We start from the raw sequence: 23301 nt of genomic DNA, 5'->3' as shown, positions 1-23301 counted from the left end.
CATGGACATCCTCCGGTTCGCCACCGCCGGGTCGGTGGACGACGGCAAGAGCACACTGATCGGACGGCTGCTCTACGACTCCAAGTCCACCTTCACGGATCGGCTCGAGGCGGTCGAGGACGTCAGCCGTCGGCGCGGCGACGAGTACACGAACCTCGCGCTGCTGATGGACGGCCTGCGGGCGGAGCGTGAGCAGGGCATCACCATCGACGTGGCGTACGGCTACTTTGCCACGCCCAAGCGCAAGTTCATCCTCGCCGACACTCCCGGCCACGCCCAGTACACCCGGAACATGGTGACCGGCGCCTCCACGGCAGATCTGGCCATTGTCCTGGTGGACGCGACCAAGGGCATGGTCGAGCAGAGCCGTCGGCACACGTTCCTGCTCGGTCTGCTGGGTGTCCCGCACCTGGTGGTCTGCGTCAACAAGATGGACCTGGTCGGGTACGACCAGGGCGTGTTCGACCGGATCCGGGCGGAGTTCTCGGCGTTCACCACGAGGATGGCCACCCGGGACGTCACCTTCGTGCCGATCAGCGCGCTGCACGGTGACAATGTCGTCAGTCGCTCGGCGGAGATGCCCTGGTACGAGGGTGGCTCGCTGCTGCATCACCTGGAGAACGTGCACATCTCCTCGGACCGCAACATGGTCGACGTCCGCTTCCCGGTGCAGTACGTGATTCGTCCGCAGTCCAGTGCGTGCCCCGACTACCGCGGCTACGCCGGTCAGGTCGCCGGTGGGGTGCTGCGCCCCGGTGACGAGGTCATGCATCTGCCCTCCGGGCTGACCACCCGGGTCGCCGCCATCGACGGTCCGGACGGCCCGCTCGATGAGGCCACGCCGCCGATGTCGGTGGTTCTGCGACTCGCCGACAACCTCGACGTGTCCCGGGGGGACATGATCTGCCGGCCGCACAACGCGCCGGCCGTGGCCCAGGACATCGACGCCATGGTGGTCTGGATGAGCGAACGTGCGCTCCGACCGCCGGCGCGGTTGCTGCTCAAGCACACCACCCGGACCGTCCGCGCGGTCGTCCGAGAAATGCGTTACCGGCTCGATGTCAACACGCTGCGCCGTGACACAAGCGCCACCGAGTTGCGCTGCAACGAGATCAGCCGGCTTGAGTTGCGAGTGACCCAGCCGCTGTTGTGTGACCCGTACTCGCGCAATCGGCTCACCGGGTCCTTCATCCTCATCGACGAGGAAACGAACCACACAGTGGGCGCCGGCGTCATCAACTGACGCCCCGCACACCGTCCGAGCCCGCGGCCATCCCCACCGGAAACTCCTGGTGGGGATGGCCGCGGGCTCGCACTGTGGTCGGCCCCGGTCTCCCGGGGGAGGGCTCAGGTCTGCGGCCGGGTCAGCAGAACGCTCAGGGCTCCGAGCTCCCCGCGGTTGGTGATGCCGAGCTTGCGGTAGACCCGATGCAGGTGGTTCTCCACGGTGCGCACGGACAGCACGAGAGTTCGGGCGATCTCCCGGCTGGACAGCCCTCCGGCGGCAAGCTCGGCGATCTCGCCCTCCCGGGGGGTGAGGCGCGGCGGCGCCAGCGCGGACAACGCGGGCGAGCGGGGGACCTCATCGCAGTGGCGCATGAACATGAGGGCGCGGGCGGCGGCCGTGGACGCCATGGCCAGGCGGCCATCGGACCGGTGCCGCTCGGACTCCTCGGCGGCGGCCTCCGCGGCCAGCAGCGGGCTGCCCATCTCGGCGAAGTCGGCGGAGGCCTCGGCGAGCGCCGCGGCGTCTCCCTCCGCCATGGCTCGGGCGTGCAGGGCGTAGGACTTCCCGAGGAGCCGACCGGACTGGCCGGCGAGCGTCCGCAGCCGGTCGGCAGCGTGCTTCGGAGCGCCCAGCCGCGCCGCGTCGTGCAGGGCGAGCGTTTCGAAACCGGCCGCACCTCGGTCCCGGGCCAACCGCGCGGTCCACTGCGCGTGCGCGGCGGCGTCGCCGTGTCGCGCGCCGATGACCCAGGCGCGGGCGAGTTCCGTCCACAGGCTCAGCAGCCGCAGGGAGACCCCGTCCAACCGGTCGGCCTCGGCCAACGTGCGGACCGCCGCGTCGGGCTCGCCGGTCAGCGCGTAGCTGTGCGCGAGCAGCCCCAGCAACACGCCCAGCACATTGTTGGAGCCCTGCTCACGGGCTATCGAAATGCCCTCACGACACCAGGACGCCTGGTCCCGCAGCTGGCCCCGCATCCGGGCGACCAGGCCGCGCAGCAGGCACGACACGAGGGTCGCGAACTGCCACCGGTTGGCGAGCGCACGCTCGTAGCCGGCGCAGGCCCGCTCCTCCGCTGCGGCGAACTGCGCGGTCCACAGCAGGCCGTGGACCGTGCCGAGGTCGGCGAAGACGGCGAGCCACGGTGCCTCGTCCGGCCACTCGCCGGCCAGCAGATCGAGCCCCTCGTGGGGGCGGCCGGAAAAGACCATGGCCAGGCCGGCAGCGACCTGGGCTTCCGGCTCGTCCGGCGCGTCGGCGGCGAAATCCAGGGCGTCCTTCGGTGCGTCCGACAGAGCACGCAGCAACGCCTGCCGCGCGACCAGCGACCGACGGGCAACCGGGTCGACGGTCTCGTCGACCGCCGCGGCCAGCAGCACCTCGGCGGGTGCCTGTCGGTCGAGGCCGAAGTAGAGGTTGAACGCGCGCACCATGGCAACCCGGGCGCGGTCGACGTCGCAGTCCAACCGACCGAGCCCGGACAGTGCCGATTCGGCCTCCGCCGGCCGACCGGAGAACAGCAGGCCGTACCCCAGCGGCTCAATCACCGCCGCGCCCCGACCGGCCGCCAACTCGCGCCGGGCGAGCTGGCCGGCGAGCTCGAAGTCCAAGCTGGAACGCGCGGCCCGGGCGGCGACCGCCGTGTTCTCCGGCGACGGCCGCTGGCCACAGGCCAGCTGCCACCGCACGGCCCGCGCCAGGTCGACCGGGTCGTGACTGGTCGACTCGATGAGACTGGCGCACTGACTGAGCCAACGCCGCGCGCGCAGCCGTGGCGTGACCGCGCGCAGGACATCCCCATATATCGGGTACGCCAGGCGCGTGAGGTCCCGACCACCGCTTCGCCCGATCGTGATGAGACCATGCGCTTCCGCCGCTTCGAGCACGTCAGCGGACACGAGCTCGCCGAGCACGGCCGGGCAGATCGGCTCGGTGACGGCGAGCAGCTCCATGGCCGAGCGGCATTCCGGCGACACCGCCGCGAGCCGCTCGTCGATCAGCCCGGTCAGCCAGGACGGGATGGCGAACGGGCCGCGCAGCCTCCACATGCCATCCTCGGCTACCAGCCGGTTCGTCTCCAACTGTGCGGTCAGCAGCTCGCGCACCAGCAACGCGTTGCCTGCGGTGGCCTCCCAGAACCGCTGAACCAGGGCGCCCTCCACCTGACCGCACAGCGCCTCTTCGAGGATCTGGTGGACGTCGCAGCGACTCAGCGGGCCAACCTCCATCCATTCGGCCAGCCCATCGGTCCACAGGGCCGCGATCGGGCGCGGCAACCGTCGGTCGGGACGCACCGCGGCGAGGAGGAAGAGTTCGCCTCGCCGGGCGAGCTGAACAGCCAGCGCGGCGGAGGCTTCGTCCAGCAGGGGAGCGTCGTCCACGACGAGCGTCAGGCGGCGCTTGCCGGCGGGCTTGAGCAACGCCTCTGCCCCGGCCCGGAGCGCGTCGCCCGTGAACGGTGCGCGGAGCAGCCCGGACGGCAGATGTTCGGCGAGCGCGCCGAACGGCACGTTGGCGGTCGCCACGCTGGTGACGGCCCGGATGACGTGGTGTCGCGCAGGATCCGCCCGGTGGGCGACCTCGGTCTGCAGTCGGCTCTTGCCCACGCCTTCCGCGCCGATCAATGCGATGCCGGCGGACCCGCGCCGGTCGGTCGCTGCGCAGATGCGCCGCAGCTCTGAGTGTCGGCCAGCGAAAACGTCTCGAAGGCGGTCCCTGATCGTTACGTCGGTGGATTCCACCGACCCACTGTCTTATTGGCTGCTATCGATCGGCTTTCGTCAAACCATCGTTCGCGTCGCCCTTTCGCGGGTTCGCTAAGCCGGCGCGGTCCTGAGTAGCGAAAGTGGGCCCTGTGTATCGAGAGTCGGACCGGTTGAGTACTTCGCCGCGCTAACCCGGTAGCGAAGACCAGGGCTTTCCCGCAGCGGGTTCACAGTATCGTCGCCACTGCCGGCAATCCCGACCAGAATCAGCTCTCGTGAATTGGGGCGATAATGTCGTATCTGAAGCCGACCGATCCTGCCGTACTGGCGAAGGCCGTCGCTGACAACCTCGTCGTCGCGGCCGACCCCGATGCACCCGCCTCGGGTCTCTACTACTGGGAGATTTCCCGGCCCTGGCGGGACAAGGTCGTTGACGCGGTACGGACGTGTGGGGCCGAGACGATCCGTACGTTGGGTGAGAGCCTGCTGGCCGACCCGACGGATCACCGACGCTACTGGGCGCTGCACGCGGCGCTGGCGGAGCGGCACGGCCGCGACGCCGCGGTCGACGACCTCATGCACCTCGGCTGGCGGGCGGAGTGCAACTCGCGCCTCGGCCACGTGCTGAACGAGGACTACACAAGTGATTCCGTTCCGGTGACCGTGGAGGAGATGACCGCGTTCGACCCGGGGCCGCGGCTGCCCGACGGCGCCGCCCCGGAGGTCCTCGTCGTGATCCCGTTCCACAGCCGGTTGGAGGGCGGCGGCGAACGGCTGCGCAACCTCCTGGCGTGCCTGCGCTCGCTGCGTGACCAGTCGTTGCCGCGCGACCAGTATCAGGTGACGGTCGTGGAGAGCGACGAGCAGTCCCGCTGGCGCGACGTGATCAGCCGGTTCGCCGACAACTACATCTTCGCCCCCAAGGGCGGCGTGTTCAACAAGTCCTGGGCGATGAACGTCGGCGTCGCGAACACGCCCGGAAACACCGAGATCATCTGCCACATGGACGCCGACGTGCTGGCCGACCGTGACTTCCTGGCCCGCAACGTCGAGCGCATGCGCGAACCCGGCACGATGGGGCACCTGCCGTACCGGGACATGGTGGCAATGGACTACCCCGCCACGTGGCGGGCGATCCGCGAGCGGTTGCACGGCGGTGCCGCAGCGCCCGACCCGAAGCGCTTGCGTGCCTTCACGCTGCGCCGTGGGCCAGGGCTGTGCTTCTTCGCCCGCGCCGAGCTGTACTACCGGACCGGTGGCATGGACGAGCGCTTCCAGGGTTGGGGCGGCGAGGACATCGAGTTCAATTACCGCTTCGGATTCGACGCGGCGTACGACGCCTACGACGAGCCGCTGCTGCACATGCGCCACCCGTCCTACTCCGAGCTTCGCGGCGACGGCAAGCTGATCAACGCGCACCTCGTGCCCGGGAGTTGGCAGCCGACCCGACCGATCGGGCAGCTCGACCAGTTCACCCCGGCCAACGTCTAACGTTCGGAGGACGGCGTGACCACAGAGGCAAGTACGGCGGTCCGGCGACTCCAACCCGCCGGGCCGCACGACGACAGGACCATGCTCGACCATCTCCGGGAGGCCGTGGCCCGGCATCCGCAGCGGTCGGCGGTGATCTGCTGGCACGCCGACGGACGGGCGACCGAGCGGCTGACCTACGCCCAGTTGGGTGCGACGGTCGAGCGACTGGCGGCCGGGCTGGCCGGGCTCGGCGTCCGGCGCGGCGAGGTGGTGACCCTGCAGCTGCCCAACTCGTGGCAGCTCGTCGCGCTCGCCCTCGCCTGCGCACGGATCGGCGCCGTCGCCGGGCCGGTGGCGCCGATCATGCGCCGGCGCGAGCTGGAATTCATGACCCGGCTCACGAAGAGCCCGGTGTACGTGGGGGCGTCGTCCTATCGGGGCTTCTCGTACGACGAGATGAGCGCGGAGGTGGCCGCTGCGGTGCCCTCCCTCGGCCATCGCATCCTCCTCGGTAAGCCGAGCACTCCGGGGGCGCTCGACTTCGACGCCGACCTGCTCGACCGGGCCTGGGAGGACGAGGTGCCTCGCGGTGAGTTGGACGGCCGCGAGGCCGGCCCCGACGACCTGGCCCAGGTCATGTTCACCTCCGGCACCACCGGTGAGCCGAAGGGTGTCATGCACAGCCACCGGACGCTCCACGCCATCAACCGGCGACAGATCGAGGTGCTGGGGCTGACCGGTGACGAGGTGACGGCGATGGGCTCGCCCACCACCCTCCAGGGTGGATACACCTGGAACTTCGTCATGCCGCTGATGCTGGGCGCGAGCGCGGTGCAACTGGACTCGTGGGACCCGGCGCTGATGCTGCGCATCTTCGAGGCTGAGCGGGTGACGTTCTTCTACGGCGCGCCGACGTTCCTCAGCGACCTGATCCACGAGCAGCGGCGCAGTGGGCGGGACGTCGGCACCCTCAAGGCGTTCGGCACGGGCAGCGCGCCGGTGCCACCGATCCTCGTGGAGGAGGCACAGGAGGTCCTCGGCTGCCGCGTCTACGCCGTCTGGGGAATGACGGAGAACGGCTGTGTCACGGTCACCCGTCCGGAAGACCCGCCGATGCGGGCTGCGGAGAGTGACGGCACACCGGTACCCGGCATGGAGATCCGCATCGTCGACGAGAAGACCGGCGAACCGGTCGAGAAGGGCGCCGTCGGGCGGCTCCAGGTACGGGGTGACAACCAGTGCCTGGGCTATTACCGCCGTCCGGACCTGTACCGCCAGTCGCTGACGCCCGACGGGTGGTTCGACACCGGCGACCTCGCGCGCGACGACGGATACGGCGGCGTTCGCATGGTCGGCCGCGTGAAGGACGTCATCGTCCGGGGAGCCGAGAAGGTGCCTGCGGTCGAGGTGGAGGCGGCGCTGCTGCGCCACCCGGCGATCCGGGAGGCGGCCGTCGTCGGATATCCGGATCCGCGGCTCGGCGAACGGGCGTGCGCGGTGATCGTGCCGGACGGCGAGCCGCCCTCCCTCGACGAACTGCGTGCCCATCTCACCGAGCTGGGCATGGCCAAGCCGTATTGGCCGGAGCGGATCAGCGCCGTTGACGAGCTGCCGAAGACGCCGTCGGGAAAGGTCCAGAAGTTCGTTCTGCGGGAACGATTGAAGGCTACGTGATGGAATTCTCTCTTACTGCTGAGCAACGTGCGCTGGCCGATCGGGTGCGCACCTTCACCGAAAAGCGAATCGCGCCGTTCTATCAGGACAACGACCGGCAGGGGCAGTTCCACGCTGAGCTGCTGCCCGAGTTGGCCGCCGAGGGCCTGTTGTCGCTGCGCGTCCCGGTCGAGTACGGCGGGCTGGGGTTGGATGCGGTCAGCACCGGCGTCGCCCTGGAGGAGCTGGCCCGGGGTGATCTCACCGCGTGCTATCCGGTGCTGAACGCCGCCCTGGTAGCCGGCATCATCACCGCCAACGGAACCGCGGAGCAACGCGCGCGCTGGCTGCCGGCTATCGCCCGCGGGGACGCGGTGGTGGCGTTCTGCATGACCGAACCCAGCCACGGGACCGACGCGGCCGCCGTCAAGCTTCGCGCCGAGCCGAACGGTCCGCACGACTGGCGGCTCGTCGGCGAGAAGACGTCGATCATGCTGGGCGCGTACGCCACCCACGGGATGATCTTTGCTCGCACCAGCGACGCGCCACGTGCCCGCGGAGTCACCGCCTTCTACGCCCCGCTGGACGACCAGTACGTGCTGCGATCACCCCTGCGTGACCTCGGCAGCCGCTCCGGCGGCAGATCGACACTGGTCTTCGACGGCCTGCCGGTCGGGGTGTCGGACGTGGTCGGCGACACCGGACTCGGCTTCGCCCAGGGCATGCGTGGCTTCGACTACTCACGGGCGCTCATCGCGCTCATGGCCGTCAGCGCGGCACAGGCCGCGCTGGACGACGCGATCTCGCACGCTCGGCACCGGCGGGCGTTCGAACAGCCGCTCGGCCACTTCCAGGGGGTCGCTTTTCCGCTCGCGGAGTGCGCCACCTATCTGCATGCGGCCCGGCTCCTCGCGTACGAGGCGCTGTGGCGCAACGACGCCGGGCTGGAGCATCGCCTGGCGGCGAACATGGCGAAGTGGTGGGCGCCGAAGGCGGCCGTCGAGGCGGCCCACCAGGCGCTGCTGACGCTCGGTCACTTCGGCTACAGCGAGGAGCAGCCGATCGCGCAGCGGCTACGTGACCTGATCGGCACTCAGCTCGCCGACGGCACCGCCAACGCCACCAAGCTGGTGGTGGCACGGGAACTGCTCGGGCGGGAGTACGCGCCATGAGAACTTTTCCGTCTTACGTGGCCGGCAAGGACGTCGAGTCCGACCGGCATGTCTACGGCATCTCGGCACGCGCGGCGCTGGAGGACACCTTCGGTGCGCTGAGCCTGAAGCGGCGGCTGGAGGCCGGTGAGCTCGGTGACGAGGACGACCCGCGCATTGTCGGACGATGCGCGTTGGCCGACCCGCAGACCGTCCAGCAGGCGCTGACCGCTGCTGCCGCCGCCCAGTCGGAGTGGGGCAGAACGCCCCTGCGTACCCGGCTGCGCCTGGGCGAGGCGATCCGCCGGCGGCTCGTCGCGACCCGCGACGAGTTCGTGGAGCTCATGGTCGCCGAGGGGCGGCCGCGTACGCCGTCGTACGCCGAGATCGACGGGTTGCTGCACATCTTCAGCGAGCAGACCCTCTCCTGGTGTGCGGAACTGCTGCACCGCGAGTTCGCACACGACGGCAGGCGCATCGTCCTGCGCCGGCGTCCGGACGGGGTCGTCTGCGTGGCGCCGCCGCAGAACGCGCCGCACTCCAACGCCATCTACGGCGCGGCCGCACTGCTCTCCGGCAACACCGTGGTGGTCCGGGCGCCGCGCAGTATGCCGCTGGGCGTGATGTACGCGATCCGGGAGATCATCGCGCCCGCCCTTGACGAGGTGGGTGCCCCGCCGGGCACCGTCAATGTCGTGTGCGGACCACCGATGCTCGCTGACTGGCTGGCCAGCCCGCACGTCAACGACATCATCTACTTCGGGGGCAGCGACAAGGGGCTGATCTTCCAGAACGACTGCATCGCCGCCGGCAAGAAGCCCATCCTGGAGTTGGCCGGCAACGACTGCGCCGTGGTCTGGCGGGACGCGGATCTCGACGTGGCGGTTCGCGCGCTGACCGAGGCGTTCAACGCGTCCGGGCAGATCTGCAACGTCCCCAACCAGGTCGTGGCGCATCCCGCGATCGCCGACGAGCTGCTCGACCGGTTGCGGATCGCCGCCGGGCAGATCCGACCCGGTTACCCCGACGACGAAGGCGTGGAGCTCACTCCGGTCCTGGCCCAGGAGAGCTTCTTCGCGGTGCTGGACGAGGCGCTGGCCGGGGGAGCCCAGTTGGTGTGCGGTGGACGCCAGCTGGAGGTGGACGGGACGCCGTCCGACACCGGCTACTTCCTGGAACCGACAGTGGTACGCATCGACGGCCTGGCGCGTAGCCGCGAGTTGGCGGCGGTGCGCGCGGAGACCTTCTTCCCGCTGCTGCCGGTGGTGGTTCCCGAGTCGGGCCGCAGCGACGACGCGCTCCTTGAGGATGTGCTCGACTTCGTCAACACCAACGCCTACGGACTCCGCAACTCTTTCTGGTCGGAGGACGAAGCGGTAGTGGAGCGTTTCGTGGGTGCCGTGACCAACGGCGGCGTCGTCAAGGTGAACGACGAATCGCACTCCGGCTTCTTCCCTTACCTGCCTTCGCACGGCGGCACCGGCCTAACCGGCGGGGTCTTCGGCGAAGCCAGCTACATGATGATCCGGACGACGCATCTGCAGGCGGTGTCACTGAGGAGCAGTTCATGAGGACGATTCAGGTAGCCGCCCGAACCACGCTGTCGGCCGACGCCGCGTTCGATCGGATCAAGCGGCTCGAAGACGAGTGGACGCTGCCGTTCCGGGGTGGGTCGATCCACTGGCGGCAGCGGAGTGAACAGGCACCGACCGAACGTCGTGTCTCGTTCACCCAGACCACTGGCGATTTCCGGAGCCTGTCCGGCGCTTGGCGGGCAATGCCCACGTCGGAGGGGTGTGAGGTGCTGGTCGACTTGACGTACGACGTCGGGGTGCCGATATATGACCGGATTCTCGATCCGTTGATCGAGCGGGTGTTGGCGAGGGCTGTCCGGACGACGGTGGCTGGCTTCTAGGCACTTCTCGCGCAGCATAAAGGTGGTCCCTCGAATCGTCGCCTGACTCGAGGGACCACCTTTGTCGTGGGCGCTCCGCCCAATTCTTCAGCCCCAGTTGGTGTCACGGCTCATGATCTGGCTCCCCCTTCGATCTCGGCTACAAACCGAGTTCACCAGCGCCCGCTGTCGACCTGTTATCCCATGGCTGTCGATCCGTCACTGTTGCGCTTAGTCCAACCTGGTGACGGCGCATGGCGACTTGATAGCGAGGTGAAAGCGGCGAGCTGTACGCTCACGCGAGGCGCTGCCGGAATCGAAGGACCTGGATATAAAATGATCGGTGTTCGCATTATTGACTGCGCGTCGGGTCGACCTGCGCCGGGCGTGCTGGTGCGGCTGGACAGCCGCGACGATCGAGGCTGGGCGCCACTGATGTCCGGGTTCACGGCGAATGACGGCCGACTGCTGGCGCTGGAGGAACTTCAGGTGCGGCGCGGCGCGCACCAGCTCACGTTCGATCCTTCTAGCTACTTTGCCGGGCTCGGCACGGTCGCTGAGTACCGCGAGTTCACGGTGTCCATCCAGGTGCGGGAGATCGAACTCGATCTCCGGATGGCCGTGTACCTTAACGCGGCGGGTTTCACCGTCTACGGAGAACGTGGATAAGTTGCCGGCCGCCCAGCGCCTTTGAGTGGGTCGGTTTGTGGGGGCATGGTGGCCGTCCATCGGTGGAACGGGCGCAGCGGCGCATGTCTGCTCGCCGTGGCCACGCCACGGGCCAAGGCCCGTATGCGGCATCTCTCGTGGCGTGGCCCCTGGGCGCAGACCATCGACTCCCGGAGCATGGCGGGCGCCGACACGTGGGCAGGGACGGTCAGCGGCTGCGACGCACGCGGGGCCGCCACCGCCGGGATGGCCCGCCGAATCGCTGCACCGCGCGTTCACCTGCACCTTGCCAACACGCCATCTTAAACATGCGTTAAAACATCGGCCGAGCCGAATCTCGCCTGGTGCCTGCCTGTATGCTTCGCTACGATGTAAAACGTTCTCCTATGCGGGGCGTCGAACGATCATTCCGGCCAGCTCCGGGGGCGCGGTTGGGCTGGCGATGTGTCGTTGTCGACGGAGGGGAAGCTTGGGCGACGGGGAGGCAAGTTGCAGGTTTTCCGCATCCTTGGACCCTTGCACGTTCTGAACGCCAGCATCACCGCCTCCCGGCAGCAGGCAGTGCTCGCCATGCTGCTACTGGAGGCCAATAATGTGGTCCCGCTCGGCCGGCTTATCGATGCGGTATGGGAGGAATCGCCGCCATCGACGGCTAAAAGTCAGATTCAGATCTGCATATCGGCATTACGACGTGCTTTGCGAGACACCGGTCTCGATGACCGGATCATCACCAACCCGGCCGGCTACCAGATCCGAATCGCCGAGGGTGAGCTGGACCTGCACATCTTCAACGATCTCCTCACCGAAGCCCGCGCCGCGCTGCGCGAGCAACGGCTGGAGGACGCTGCCTCCGGCTTTCGGCAGGCACTGGCGCTGTACCGCGGGTTTCCGCTCAGCGGCGTGGACAGCCGGCTGGTCGAGGCGGCGGCAACCCGGATCGCGGAGCGGCGGCTCGCCGTCGTCGAGGACTGCCTGGAGTTGGAGCTGCATCTCGGCCGGCATCGGGAGACCATCGATGAACTGATGGCGCTCGTCACCGAGCACCCGTTGAGGGAACGGCTGTGGCAACAGCTGATCACCGCGTTGTACCGGGCCGGCCGGCAAGCGGAGGCCCTGGCGGCGTACCGGTCGGCTCGGCAGGCCTCGATCGACGACCTGGGGTTGGAGCCGAGTGAGCCGCTGCGGCTGTTGGAGCGGGCCATCCTGAACGGGGACCTCGAGTCCGGCCCGGCCGTGGAGCTGGAATGGCCGAATCCGATCGAGCCGGCACCCTCGGTGCCCCGGATGGCACCCGCCGACATACCGGACTTCACCGGCTACGGCGAGCTCGTGACCGAGTTGGCCGACTTCCTGCGGTACGGCAGCGGGCAATCCGACCGTGACTCCGTGCCGGTCCTGACGATCACCGGCCGCGGCGGCGCTGGAAAGACGACGCTCGCCGTGCATTTGGTCCACGAACTGGCCGCCGAATTCTCGGACGGCCAACTGTTCACTCGGCTTGGCCCGGAGCGGTCGCACAGCGGCGGTCTCTCCCAGATCCTCGACGGTTTTCTCCGCGCGCTCGGCATGCCCGGGTCCTCGATACCGGAGGGGCTGGAGGCGCGCGCGGCGACCTTTCGGAGCCAGATCGCCGCATCCCGGGTGCTGATCGTCCTGGACGACGTCGTCGACGAGCGACAGGTTTACCCTCTCCTGCCGGGCAGCCCCAGCTGTGGTGTGATCGTGACCAGTCGGCGCCGCCTGGCCGGCATCCCCGGCTCCCGGCTGGTCGAGGTGAGTGCGCTCGATCAGCGCGACGCCGTCGAACTGCTGACGCGGATGGTCGGCACGGAGCGAGCCTCCGCCGAACCGCGCGAGGCGCTACGCCTGGTCGAACTGTGCGGTCGGCTACCGCTGGCGCTGCGGATCGCGGCGGCGAGGCTGATCGCTCGTCCGCATTGGCGGATGGCGCAACTGACCGAGCGACTCGAGGACGAGGGCCGGCGTCTGGACGAGCTTGCCCACGGTGGCCTGGATGTGCGAACCAACATCGCGATCAGCTACGAGGGCCTCGACGGGCAGGCGCAGCGGCTGTTGCGGCGGCTCGGTCTGCTGGAGACGCATGACTTCCCGGGCTGGACCGCGGCGCCGCTGCTCGACATCGACGTGATCACGGCGTCGGACACGCTCGACGCGCTGGTGGACGCACAGTTGCTGGAAGTCGTGGGTGGATTTGGCGTCGACACCCGCTACCGGCTGCACGACCTGGTCCGCGTGTACGCCCGTGAGCGGCTCGCCGCCGAGGAAAACGCGCCGGCCCGGCTCGAGGCCGCTCGGCGTCTCCTCGGCGCGTGGCTGTTCCTCGCCGACGAGGCGCACCGCATCCTCTACGGCGGCGACTACACGGTCATCCACAGCCAGGCCGAGCGTTGGAAGCTGCCTCGACACCTCGTTCACGACCTGCTGCGCGATCCGCTGATGTGGTTCGAGAACGAGCGGGCCGCTGCGGTGGCCGCGGTGGGCCAGGCCTCCCAAGCTGGTGCCCCCGACTACTGCTGGGACCTCGCGATCACCATGGTGGCCCTCTTCGAGACTGGCAGCTACCTCGACGACTGGCGGGCCACTCACGAGATCGCCCTGCTCACCGCGCGGCAGGCTGACGACCGACTCGGCACGGCCGCGATGCTGTACTCGCTGGGCGCGGTGGACATCGTCGAGCAGCGCTTCGACGACGCTCGCGCCCGGCTGGCCCAGGCGCTTCAGGTGTTCGACGAGATCGGCGAGGCCCGCGGTCGGGCGCTTGCCCTGCGGCACCTGGCCTTCCTCGACCGGATGCACGGCGATCTCGACCGGGCCTGGGCGCGCTACAGCGAGGCGCTCGCCGCGCTGCATCCGCTCGGCGACGCGGCGGGTGCCGCTCACATCCTCAGCGGTATGGCACGAATCAAACTGGAATGGGGCGAGCGCGGCTCCGCCGCGGAGTTGCTGGCCGAGGCGCTGCGGAAGGTGACCGAGGTCAACGGCACGCGTGTCCAGGCGATGGTGCTGCACCGGCTGGGCGAGCTGCACTTCGAGGACGGCGACCTCACCCGGGCCGAGGAAGAGCTGACCAAGGCCCTGAAACTGGTGCGCGGAGGCCACGATCGGGCAGGCGAGGCGCACGTGCTGCACGCGCTCGGTCTGGTGAAGCTGCGGCAGCACCAACACCACCAGGCAGCGGTGACGCTGAACCACGGGTACGCGATCGCCCGTCGCAACGGCGACCGGCTCGCCACCGCGCGATTCTGCCTGGCGCTCGCGCGCGTGCACCGGGCGCGACGGGACTACTCCTCCGCGCTGGAGTGGGCCTCCCAGGCACTCGGGATCTTCGACCAGTTCCACGCACTGCTGGGCCGCCTGGAGGCCGACGAGTTGCTCGGGCAGATCCGCGATGAGGCGGCTGGGCGGCCTGGCTTGCGCGAACAGGCTGCCCTACCACCCGCTGTCTGAAGTAGCGCTTGTCCGTTGCAACCGTAGGCATCAGGGCCCATTGAGTGCCGGTCGAGCCGCGTGCAGAGTACTCGGCCGACAGTACGTTCATCCCACCGGAGAGTGGGTTCAGCCGTCACAGCATTAACGCGGCGGTGCGATAAGGCCTTGCGTAGCCGATATCCAACCCACTTTCAACCCGGACAGGAGGTTCCCGTGTCGCAAACCAGCAGATTCCGACGAGCCTTGGTCACCGGCGGTGGAGGATTTCTCGGCTCGTACGTCTGCGAGCAGCTCCTCTCCTCCGGCGTGGAGGTGATTGGCGTCGACAACTTTTCCACCGGGCACCGCAGCTATGTCGAGCACCTGATGGGTCGGTCGGGCTTTACGCTCGTCGAGGCGGATGTCATCGAGGAATTCGACACACCGGGATCGGTAGATCTCGTGATGCACCTGGCGTCGCCGGCGTCGATTCCCGAATTCTATCGGTTGCCGCTCGAAACCCTGCTCGTCGGTAGCCAAGGCACACACAACGCGCTGCGCATCGCACACCGGTGTGGAGCCCGTTTCGTGCTGGCCTCCACGTCGGAGGTGTACGGCGATCCGCTGAAGCATCCGCAGGACGAAGAGTACTGGGGCAACGTCAACCCGATCGGTGCGCGATCGGTCTACGACGAGGCGAAGCGGTACGCCGAGGCCTTCACCACGGCCTACGGCAACAAGCACGGGGTGAGCGTGGGTATCGCGCGCATCTTCAACAGCTACGGGCCGCGGATGCGGCCGGACGGTCGGGTGATCTCCGGCTTCATCGCCCAGGCCCTCGACGGCGTCCCCCTGACGATCCACGGCGACGGCAACCAGACGCGCTCGCCCTGCTACGTCGAGGACACCGCGCGGGGCCTTCTGGCGATCGCGGAGAGCGACTACGGGCGGCCGGTCAACATCGGCAACGTCCACGAGGTCACCATCCGCGACCTGGCTCAGCTGATCCTCGAGGTGACCGGCAGCCGGTCACCACTGAAGTTCATCGAGGCGGACGCGGACGACCCTCGGCAGCGCTGCCCCGACATCAGTCGAGCGGAGCGGGAACTGGGCTGGCGGCCACAGGTCGCCCTCGAAGAAGGTCTACGGCGGACGGTAGCGGCCGCCAGCAAACCATCAGCGGACTGGAAATAGGAGGCACAGTGCTTACGATCTCCGTGCTGGGCTGCGGGTATCTCGGTGTCACACACGCCGCCGGTATGGCCGAGTTGGGGCACCAGGTCATCGGTATCGACATCGACCCGGAAAAGATTGCCGCGCTGGCCGACGGCCGAGTGCCCTTCTTCGAGCCTGGGCTGGACGAGCTGATCACTCGCAATCTCGCCGCCGGACGACTGAGGTTCAGCACGTCCTACGAGGACGCCGCGACGGCCGACGTGCACTTCATCTGCGTCGGCACGCCACAGCGCAGCGACGCCAGCGCAGCCGACCTCAGCCACTTGCACGCGGCCATCGAGGCGCTGGCACCGTCGCTGGCGCATGAGTGCCTCGTCGTCGGCAAGTCCACCGTACCGGTCGGCACCGCGGCCCACCTGGCCGAGATGCTCCGCGTTCTCGTGCCCGACGGCGACACGGTGTCGGTCGCCTGGAACCCGGAGTTCCTGCGCGAGGGCACGGCGGTGGCCGACACCCTGCGGCCGGATCGCCTCGTGCTCGGCGTGGCGGACACGGCCGCCGAGAAGGTGCTCCGCGAGGTCTACGCGCCACTGATCGAGGCGGGTGTTCCGGTGGTGGTGGCCGACCTGCCCACCGCCGAAGTGATCAAGACGGCGGCCAACTCCTTCATGGCCACGAAGATCTCCTTCATCAACGCGATCGCGGAGTTCTGCGACGCGAGCGGTGCCGACGTCACAGTCGTCGCCGAAGCGCTCGGACGCGACCCGCGCATCGGCGAGCAGTTCCTCAAGGCGGGGCTCGGCTTCGGCGGCGGCTGCATCTCCAAGGACATCAGGGCCTTCCAGGCCCGCGCCCACGACCTCGGCGTCGGCCACGCCCTGGCCTTCCTGGCTGAGGTCGACGCGGTGAACCTACGGTGCCGCGACCGGGTGGTGGAGTTGCTCCGCAAGCAGTGCGGCGGTGGGTTCGCCGGGCGGCGAGTGGCAGTGCTCGGCGCCGCCTTCAAGCCCAACACCGACGACATCCGGGACTCGCCTGCGCTGTACGTGGCCGAGCTGATCAGCCGTGAGGGCGGTGTGGCCGCTGTCTACGACCCGCGCGCGATGGGGAACGCGCGGCAGGCCTTCCCCCACCTGACCTACGCGACCAGCCCGCTGGATGCGGCACGCGGCGCCGACGCGGTGGCCCTGTTGACCGACTGGCAGGAGTTCGCCACTCTCGATCCGCGGGTCCTGGGCAAGGAGGTCAAGAGCCGGAACGTTGTGGACGGGCGGCACCTGCTCGACGCCGAGGAGTGGCAGGGCGCAGGGTGGCAGTATGTCGCGCCTGGCCGTCCGGCGCTCCAGAGCTGAGTGTTGCGCACCACCCTGCGTCTCCCCGCGTCACGGACGTGCCTGACGGCGTCGAGTTGCTGACCCAGCTTCGCGTCGCCGTCGGCATGTTCCACCGCGCACCGACGATGTGCCCGCGTGTGGGCCGCCGGCCGATCGTCACGCTCCAACAAAGGTGCTGTTCGCTCTTTCACCTGCCGCACAGAGGTGTATGAGCGAAGCGGCTTTCGAGTAGCCCAATGGGTTGACGTAGAGCACGCTCGAACATATAGCTTTCCGGCTATGAAAACTGTGGAATTGGGGCGCACAGGCGAGCAGGTCAGCCAGATCGCTCTCGGTTGCATGTTAATGGGAACGCTGACCGACGAGGCGTCGTCGGTCAAAATGCTGGACCATTACCTCGACGCCGGGGGCAATTTTGTCGACACCGCCAACTGCTATGCGTGGTGGCCGTCCCCCGGCAACACCGGTGACGAGAGCGAGGAACTGATCGGCCGTTGGCTCGCCCATGGCGGTCGACGCGACCAGGTCTTTCTCGCCACCAAGTGCGGTGCGCGGTTATCCGATCCGGAAGAAGCGCGGGGCAAGACCTGGGAAGAGGTCCAGGCTCGTTTCGAGGGGGCGAGCCCCGACACCGTGCGCCGGGGCATCGACGACAGCCTGCGGCGGCTCGGCACCGACCACGTCGACCTGTACTACGTGCACGTCGACGACCGGTCGACACCGCTGGAGGAGACGCTGTCCGCCCTGGCGGAGATCGTGCGCGCAGGCAAGGCGCGGTACGTCGGTTGGAGCAACGTGCGCACCTGGCGGCTGGAGCGCATCCGACAGCTCTGTGACCGGCATGGCTGGCCCGCACCGGTCGCGGTGCAGCAACAACACAGTTACCTCCGCCGTCGTGCCGGGCTCAGTCACAAGTCCATCGTCGACGACGAGCAGCTCGACTACCTGCGGACGCACGATGATCTGACGTTGGTCGCGTACTCGCCGATCCTCAAAGGGGTCTACGACGACCCGGAGAAGCGGCGAAACCACGACATCATGGATCCGTACCAGGGTCCGGATGCCGAGGCGCGTCTCGCGGCGCTCACCGAGCTCGCCGCCGAGCTTGGGGTCAAGCCGAATCAACTGGTGCTCGCGTGGCTGTTGCATCAGACGTCGCCGACCACCGTGCCGCTGATCGGGCCACGGACCCTCGACCAGTACCTGGCCGCCATGTCGGCACTCGACGTCACGCTCGACGCCGCACACGTCGAGCGACTGGACGCCGCCGGCGCCCATGCCCCGTGATCGGGGCATTCGTCCACCCGACCGTCACCTCAATGGCCGAGCGGCGGGCTTCGCCGCTCTCGCCGGCCCCTGGCAGAGCCGGAGCATGACCTCCTTCAGCGGTTTAGGTGGTAGCCTTGTCGGCATGCCGCTCGACGTGTGCCAGCTACCGATGGTCGGCGGGCACCCTGTGCTCGATCTGGTCAACACACTCGAGCGAGGGGGCAGCTCACCGCACGACTTCCTGTCCGACAGCTCCGCCTTGCTGCGCTGGTCGGCCAAGGTTGGCGTGATCAGCGACGCGGAGGCCGACCAGGTTGGTCGGGCGTGGCACGACGAGCCCGCAGCGGCGCAGGCCGGTCTGGCCGCTGTGCGGGACATCCGCGAAGGACTGCATCTCGTGATGCTTGCGGCGATCGTTGACGCCGACGGTGGTACGGCGGGTGACCCTGTCGCGGCCGGCGCCGCACTGGTCGCCTTACATCAGCACTGGTCCGGCGCGGCCGCCCGGGCAAGGTTCGTGCTCGACTCGTCGCGGGTGCGGCTGGCCTACGGCACGGTGCCGGCCATGCTGGTGCCCGACCGGATCGCCGAGGCCGCCTTCGACGTCATGCTGACGGCCGACCTGACCCGGGTGCGCCGCTGCCCGGTCCTCGAAGGTGGCTGTGGCTGGCTGTTCCTCGATCAGAGCCGCAACGGTTCCCGCCGCTGGTGTCGCATGGCGGACTGCGGCAACGCGGTAAAGGCGCGACGGCTCACCGAACGTCGTCGCGCCGCCCGGCCCCCGCGCTCCTAGGGGCCGGCGCCACTCCGCCCACCCCCCTCGACGGATGTCAGGCCGTCACCCCATCCTCGACAGGCATTCGCGAGCCCCCTCTGAGGAGCGGCTCATGATGACTCCAGAGCCACCGCAGGTATTGCTGCAGCTCCTCAAGTGTCGCGATCCATCCCATGTCCGCGTACGTGAGGATGCGCTTCACTTCCCCGGGCACGAGGTCGTAGGCGGTGGCTCCGGTCTCCGGGACCAGTCTGTCCGGGGGAACCGCCACGGGAACCGGAATGATGGGGAGGCGAACGCCGCTCTCGTTGAACGCTTTGAGGAGCGTGAGGTAGGCGCGGGGCAGGTGGTAGGGGGAGACGGCGAGCGCGAGGCTCGTGATGCCGTGGGCTTTGACCTGGTTGACGATCCAGGCGGCCTGCAGGGCAGTGTTGGGAGCCGGTTCGGCCTGGACGTGGACTCCACCGATGCGACGGAGACCGAGGCTGCGCAGGTAGCCGAGCGTGATCTCGACGTAGGTCTTCTCGGAGGGGTTGCCGTTGGCCACCAGGAGGTAACGGAGATCAAGGTTCGCCTCCCAGCTGCGGATCGCGTGGGTGAAGCGCCATTCCTCGCCCTGACCGCTGGCGATGACGAGCGCATCGACGTGGTCGGCGGCCGACGGGGGAAGAGCCAATATCATCGTGAGGGCTTTTGTCACGGCCAGGAACTGGCCGGCTGTGAAGCCCGCGAGGTCATCTTCCCTTGCGATCCGAGGAGTCGTGCTGCTCGGGCTCATCAAATCCTTCGGCCTCATCCTGTAGTTCGAGCCATGGACTCTACTCGGTATTGAGTAGGCCCATTTCAACACGTATGTCGTGCTGGCTGCGGCGGTGCCCACGATAGTAGGGGGACGAAAAACGTCGCCGACCTTCGATTGCCCGCGAGGGGACGCTCCGCCGAGGCCCACCCGGGTCGGCTGCGTGCCAGTCGACGTACCCGAACGAGCTGTCTCATGACACGGCACGGCGCTGGCCCGGCGAGCACCTCATGATGGGACACTTGGATGATTCACCGATGAGTCGAATCTCAGCACGCGTAGCAGCGATCACCGAGTCGGCGACACTGGCGGTCGACGCTCAGGCCAAGGCGCTGCAGGCCGCCGGCCGGCCGGTCATTCTCTACGGTGTCGGAGAGCCGGACTTCGCCACTCCGGACTACATTGTCGAGGCGGCCCTGCGGGCCTGTGGCAACCCGCGGTTTCACCGATACAGCCCCACCGGGGGCCTGCCGGAACTGCGCGAGGCCATCGCAGCCAAGACGCTGCGTGATTCCGGCTATCGCGTCGAGCCCTCCCAGATTCTGGTCACCAACGGCGGCAAGCAGGCCGTGTACGAAGCGTTCGCGACACTGCTGGACCCAGGCGACGAGGTCATCGTCGTCTCGCCGTACTGGACGACCTACCCGGAGGCGATCAAGCTCGCCGGTGGTGTGCAGATCGATGTGGTGACCGACGAGGCATCCGGCTACCTCGCTACCGTCGAGCAGTTGGAGGCGGCCCGGACCTCACGGACAAAGGCGCTGCTGTTCGTTTCCCCATCGAACCCGACCGGCGCGGTCTACCCTCCGGAGCAGGTGGCCGCGATCGGCCAGTGGGCCGCCGACAACGATCTGTGGGTCGTCACCGACGAGATCTACGAGCACCTGACCTACGGCGGCGCGACCGCGCCGAGCATCGTCACCCGGGTGCCCGAGCTGGCCGACCGAAGCATCGTGCTCAACGGCGTGGCCAAGACCTACGCGATGACGGGCTGGCGGGTGGGCTGGATGATCGGTCCGAAGGACGTGATCAAGGCGGCCACGAATCTGCAGTCGCACGCCACTTCCAATGTGGCCAACGTGGCTCAGGCTGCCGCACTCGCGGCGGTGTCGGGTGATCTGAGTGCGGTGGTACAGATGCGTACGGCGTTCGACCGTCGCCGCCAGATCATGGTGCGGATGCTCAACGACATCCCGGGCGTCGTGTGCCCGGAACCACACGGCGCCTTCTACGCATACCCCAACGTCAAGGGACTGCTCGACCGCGACCTCGGTGGACATCGTGCGACGAGCACCGCCGAGCTGGCGCGGCTTCTGCTGAAGGAAGCCGAGATCGCCGTGGTGCCCGGCGAGGCGTTCGGGACGCCGGGTTACTTCCGTTTCTCGTACGCTCTGAGCGACGAAGACCTGGTGGAAGGCCTGGGCCGGCTGGCGAAGCTGGCCGGCTGAACCGGCCGGCCGTGCGGGTGCTCCTCCAGCGGTGACAGGAGCACCCGCGCACGTCGTACACCGTGATGAACGAATCGATGCAGACGTCGGGCGGATACGGCCCAAGTTGGTGCGGTGGCATCGATCACCGCTGGCCAGCGGGGCGCCGAGCGCCACCCCACCCCCACTCCCAACACCATCGCCGAGCCGTGCAGGCCCATCACCTCACCCCGTGCGCATCGGATCAGGAGCAGTGACGCGAGGGCGCAGCATCTGAACCGTTAGCGGCCCTATCCATTGTGATCAGCGTGTGGTCGTCGGTCGAGCCGGTTCGCCAGTCCAAGGCAGGTCAACGTGGGTCACTTGGCGGTCTTTGTCGGGTTGCACTCCGCGAACTTCTAACCGTGACGCGTCTGAGGCATCTGGGTTCAGACGCGCCCTGCGGACCTCAGGCCCACGTCAATCGAGTGGCGTGCCTCACAGGATGTCAGGACGGCCGGTCAGGTGGTGTCTTGAGGGTGAACCCCTGGAAGCGGAGGATCCACTATGACCAGGAAGATCGATGTGCTGGTGGTCGGCGGCGGGTACGCCGGTGTCATGGCGGCCAACCGCCTGACGCGGCGCGACGACGTGGCTGTGACCTTGATCAATCCGCGCCGGACGTTCGTCGAGCGGATCCGCCTGCATCAGGTGGTGGGCGGGTCCGACGATGCGGTCGTCGACTACCAAGACGTCCTGGCCAAGTCCGTCCGGTTGGTGGTCGACACGGTTACCCGGATCGACGCGGCCGGGCGCGGCGTCACGTTGGCTGCGGGCGGCACGGTCGGCTACGACTACCTGATCTATGCGGTGGGCAGTGGCAGCGCCGACCCCGGGGTGCCCGGAGCGGCCGAGTTCGCTCACCCGATCGCCAGCCTGGAGGAGGCGCAGCGGCTGCGGCCGGTCGTCGACGCCGCTCCCGCGACGGCCCCGGTGACGGTTGTCGGAGCCGGTCCGACCGGCATCGAGACCGCCGCCGAGCTGGCGGAGGCGGGCCGTACCGTGACCCTGGTCTGCGCCGGGGTGCTTGGCCCGTATCTGCACGAGCGGGGTCGGCGCTCGGTTGCCAAGCGGCTGGCCAGCCTCGGTGTGACGGTGCTCGACGGCCCCGGCACGAAGGTGACGGCGGTGACGCGCGATGCCGTGCGGCTCGACGGCGGCCGGGAGGTGCGGAGCACGGTGACCATCTGGACCGCCGGGTTCGGCGTGCCGGACCTGGCCGGCCGCAGCGGGCTGAGCACCGACGAGCTGGGCCGCCTGCTCACCGACGAGACGTTGACAAGCGTGGACGACGTGCACATCCTCGCGGCCGGGGATTCCGCGGCACCGTCGAATTTGCCGTTCCGGATGAGCTGCCAGGCCGCGACCAGGATCGGTGCGCACGCCGCCGACACGGTGCTGGCCCGGATCGCGGGTGAGCAGCCAGCCCCCATCAACCTGGGGTTCTTCGGCCAGTGCATCAGCCTGGGGCGTCGCGCCGGCATCTTCCAGTTCGCGTCGAGAGACGACACCGCGAACGGCTTGTACATCGGCGGTGGTCCGGGCGCGAAGCTCAAGGAGTTCGTCTGCCAGCACACCGTCAAGCATCTGGCGAACGAGGCACGCAAGCCGGGCTCGCTCACCTGGGTCAAGGACGACAAGCGCCAGGAATTGCTGCGGGCCAAGCACGCGGAGGCGTTGGCCACCCGCTGAACCAGCAGCCTGGGCCGCCCACACGAGACAGGAACACCCTATGAACCTCGCCCTTTGGATCGCTGCCGCGCTGCTGGCAGCCCTCGCCCTATCCAGCGGCATCACCAAGACGTTCATACCGAAGGAGAGACTCGCCGCCGCGCACAGCGGCGGGGAATGGCTCAGACACGCCAGTGTCGGCTTCGTCAGGACCCTCGGGGTCGTCGAACTCCTGGCCGCGGTTGGTCTGATCCTGCCCGGCGCGCTCGACGTCGCACCGTTCATGGTGCCGGTGACCGCCACCTGCTGGGTACTGCTCATGGTCGGCGCAATGATCACCCATGGCCGCCTCGGTCAGTACGCGTTGGTGATGCTGAACCTGGTCTATCTCGCGCTTGCCGCCTTCGTCGCGTGGGGCCGCTTCGACCTCGAGCCTTTCGCCGGGTGACGGGGGTGAGCCGCTGTCGGGATGGTGCCGTCTCGGTGCGGGCGTTCCGTTGCACGGACCGTCCCGGCGGTGGCTCACCGGCCCGGACTGGCCGGCTGCTCGTCCCCCCGATGGCGTCCAGCCGGGATTAGGAGCTTGTTGATGATGCACGGTTGGAGGCCCCC

At 68.5% G+C, this 23301-nt stretch carries 17 protein-coding genes; 15 read left to right on the top strand and 2 right to left on the bottom strand.

What is annotated here, in order from left to right:
* Position 1 precedes the first annotated feature (1 nt).
* Entirely contained in the window at positions 2 to 1243 is a 1242-nt protein-coding gene (locus DLJ59_RS24745; RefSeq protein ID WP_124774995.1) for a sulfate adenylyltransferase subunit 1, read from the top strand.
* Positions 1244 to 1347: 104 nt separating this feature from the next.
* On the opposite strand, the gene DLJ59_RS24740 is transcribed toward DLJ59_RS24745, so the two are convergent.
* Positions 1348 to 3966, bottom strand: coding sequence for a helix-turn-helix transcriptional regulator (locus DLJ59_RS24740; RefSeq protein WP_425271456.1), 2619 nt, complete (start codon positions 3964 to 3966; stop codon positions 1348 to 1350).
* Positions 3967 to 4221: 255 nt separating this feature from the next.
* On the opposite strand from DLJ59_RS24740, the gene DLJ59_RS24735 reads away from it, so the two are divergent.
* From DLJ59_RS24735 to DLJ59_RS24685, 11 genes are all read left to right on the top strand, one after another.
* Positions 4222 to 5421, top strand: coding sequence for a glycosyltransferase (locus DLJ59_RS24735; RefSeq protein WP_124774993.1), 1200 nt, complete (start codon positions 4222 to 4224; stop codon positions 5419 to 5421).
* A gap of 15 nt (positions 5422 to 5436) precedes the next feature.
* Complete coding sequence (locus tag DLJ59_RS24730; RefSeq protein ID WP_208648826.1) at positions 5437 to 7077, top strand: AMP-binding protein; 1641 nt, start codon at positions 5437 to 5439, stop codon at positions 7075 to 7077.
* Positions 7077 to 8228, top strand: coding sequence for an acyl-CoA dehydrogenase family protein (locus DLJ59_RS24725; protein WP_124774992.1), 1152 nt, complete (start codon positions 7077 to 7079; stop codon positions 8226 to 8228). Before DLJ59_RS24730 ends, DLJ59_RS24725 begins: the two co-directional genes overlap by 1 nt.
* The gene (locus DLJ59_RS24720) at positions 8225 to 9778 is read left to right on the top strand and encodes an aldehyde dehydrogenase family protein (RefSeq protein WP_124774991.1); all 1554 of its coding nucleotides are present in this window, start codon (positions 8225 to 8227) and stop codon (positions 9776 to 9778) included. Before DLJ59_RS24725 ends, DLJ59_RS24720 begins: the two co-directional genes overlap by 4 nt.
* Entirely contained in the window at positions 9775 to 10122 is a 348-nt protein-coding gene (locus DLJ59_RS24715) for an SRPBCC family protein (protein ID WP_124774990.1), read from the top strand. Before DLJ59_RS24720 ends, DLJ59_RS24715 begins: the two co-directional genes overlap by 4 nt.
* A gap of 315 nt (positions 10123 to 10437) precedes the next feature.
* A complete protein-coding gene (locus DLJ59_RS24710; RefSeq protein WP_158630904.1) occupies positions 10438 to 10770 on the top strand; it encodes a hydroxyisourate hydrolase in 333 nt (110 codons plus the stop codon).
* Positions 10771 to 11286: 516 nt separating this feature from the next.
* Positions 11287 to 14238 (top strand): AfsR/SARP family transcriptional regulator, encoded by a 2952-nt coding sequence (locus tag DLJ59_RS24705; RefSeq protein WP_124774988.1) that lies wholly within the window; start codon positions 11287 to 11289, stop codon positions 14236 to 14238.
* A 195-nt stretch (positions 14239 to 14433) separates the two neighbouring features.
* Positions 14434 to 15393 (top strand): NAD-dependent epimerase/dehydratase family protein, encoded by a 960-nt coding sequence (locus DLJ59_RS24700; protein WP_124774987.1) that lies wholly within the window; start codon positions 14434 to 14436, stop codon positions 15391 to 15393.
* Positions 15394 to 15401: 8 nt separating this feature from the next.
* On the top strand, positions 15402 to 16727 hold the full coding sequence (locus DLJ59_RS24695; RefSeq protein WP_208648825.1) for a UDP-glucose dehydrogenase family protein: 1326 nt from the start codon (positions 15402 to 15404) through the stop codon (positions 16725 to 16727).
* Between the two features lie 186 nt (positions 16728 to 16913).
* Positions 16914 to 17996: an aldo/keto reductase gene (locus tag DLJ59_RS24690; RefSeq protein ID WP_244236209.1), complete on the top strand. Its 1083-nt coding sequence runs from the start codon at positions 16914 to 16916 to the stop codon at positions 17994 to 17996.
* 85 nt (positions 17997 to 18081) lie between these two features.
* On the top strand, positions 18082 to 18771 hold the full coding sequence (locus DLJ59_RS24685; protein ID WP_208648824.1) for a CGNR zinc finger domain-containing protein: 690 nt from the start codon (positions 18082 to 18084) through the stop codon (positions 18769 to 18771).
* A 37-nt stretch (positions 18772 to 18808) separates the two neighbouring features.
* Here DLJ59_RS24685 and DLJ59_RS24680 read toward each other — a convergent pair whose 3' ends face one another.
* On the bottom strand, positions 18809 to 19531 hold the full coding sequence (locus DLJ59_RS24680; RefSeq protein ID WP_124775023.1) for a YdcF family protein: 723 nt from the start codon (positions 19529 to 19531) through the stop codon (positions 18809 to 18811).
* Positions 19532 to 19809: 278 nt separating this feature from the next.
* On the opposite strand from DLJ59_RS24680, the gene DLJ59_RS24675 reads away from it, so the two are divergent.
* The 3 genes from DLJ59_RS24675 to DLJ59_RS24665 all read left to right on the top strand — a co-directional run bounded on the left by DLJ59_RS24675 (position 19810) and on the right by DLJ59_RS24665 (position 23137).
* Positions 19810 to 21000: a pyridoxal phosphate-dependent aminotransferase gene (locus tag DLJ59_RS24675; protein ID WP_208648823.1), complete on the top strand. Its 1191-nt coding sequence runs from the start codon at positions 19810 to 19812 to the stop codon at positions 20998 to 21000.
* 525 nt (positions 21001 to 21525) lie between these two features.
* The gene (locus DLJ59_RS24670; protein WP_124774985.1) at positions 21526 to 22710 is read left to right on the top strand and encodes an NAD(P)/FAD-dependent oxidoreductase; all 1185 of its coding nucleotides are present in this window, start codon (positions 21526 to 21528) and stop codon (positions 22708 to 22710) included.
* Between the two features lie 40 nt (positions 22711 to 22750).
* Positions 22751 to 23137 carry a DoxX family protein gene (locus DLJ59_RS24665; protein ID WP_124774984.1) on the top strand — a complete coding sequence of 129 codons (387 nt, stop codon included), beginning with the start codon at positions 22751 to 22753 and terminating at the stop codon, positions 23135 to 23137.
* Positions 23138 to 23301 lie beyond the last annotated feature (164 nt).

The sequence above is a fragment of the Micromonospora inaquosa genome (assembly GCF_003857055.1).
Lineage (GTDB): Bacteria > Actinomycetota > Actinomycetes > Mycobacteriales > Micromonosporaceae > Micromonospora > Micromonospora inaquosa.
The sequence above is the reverse complement of the archived record's forward strand: the minus strand, read 5'-3'. Positions and strand labels throughout refer to the sequence as shown.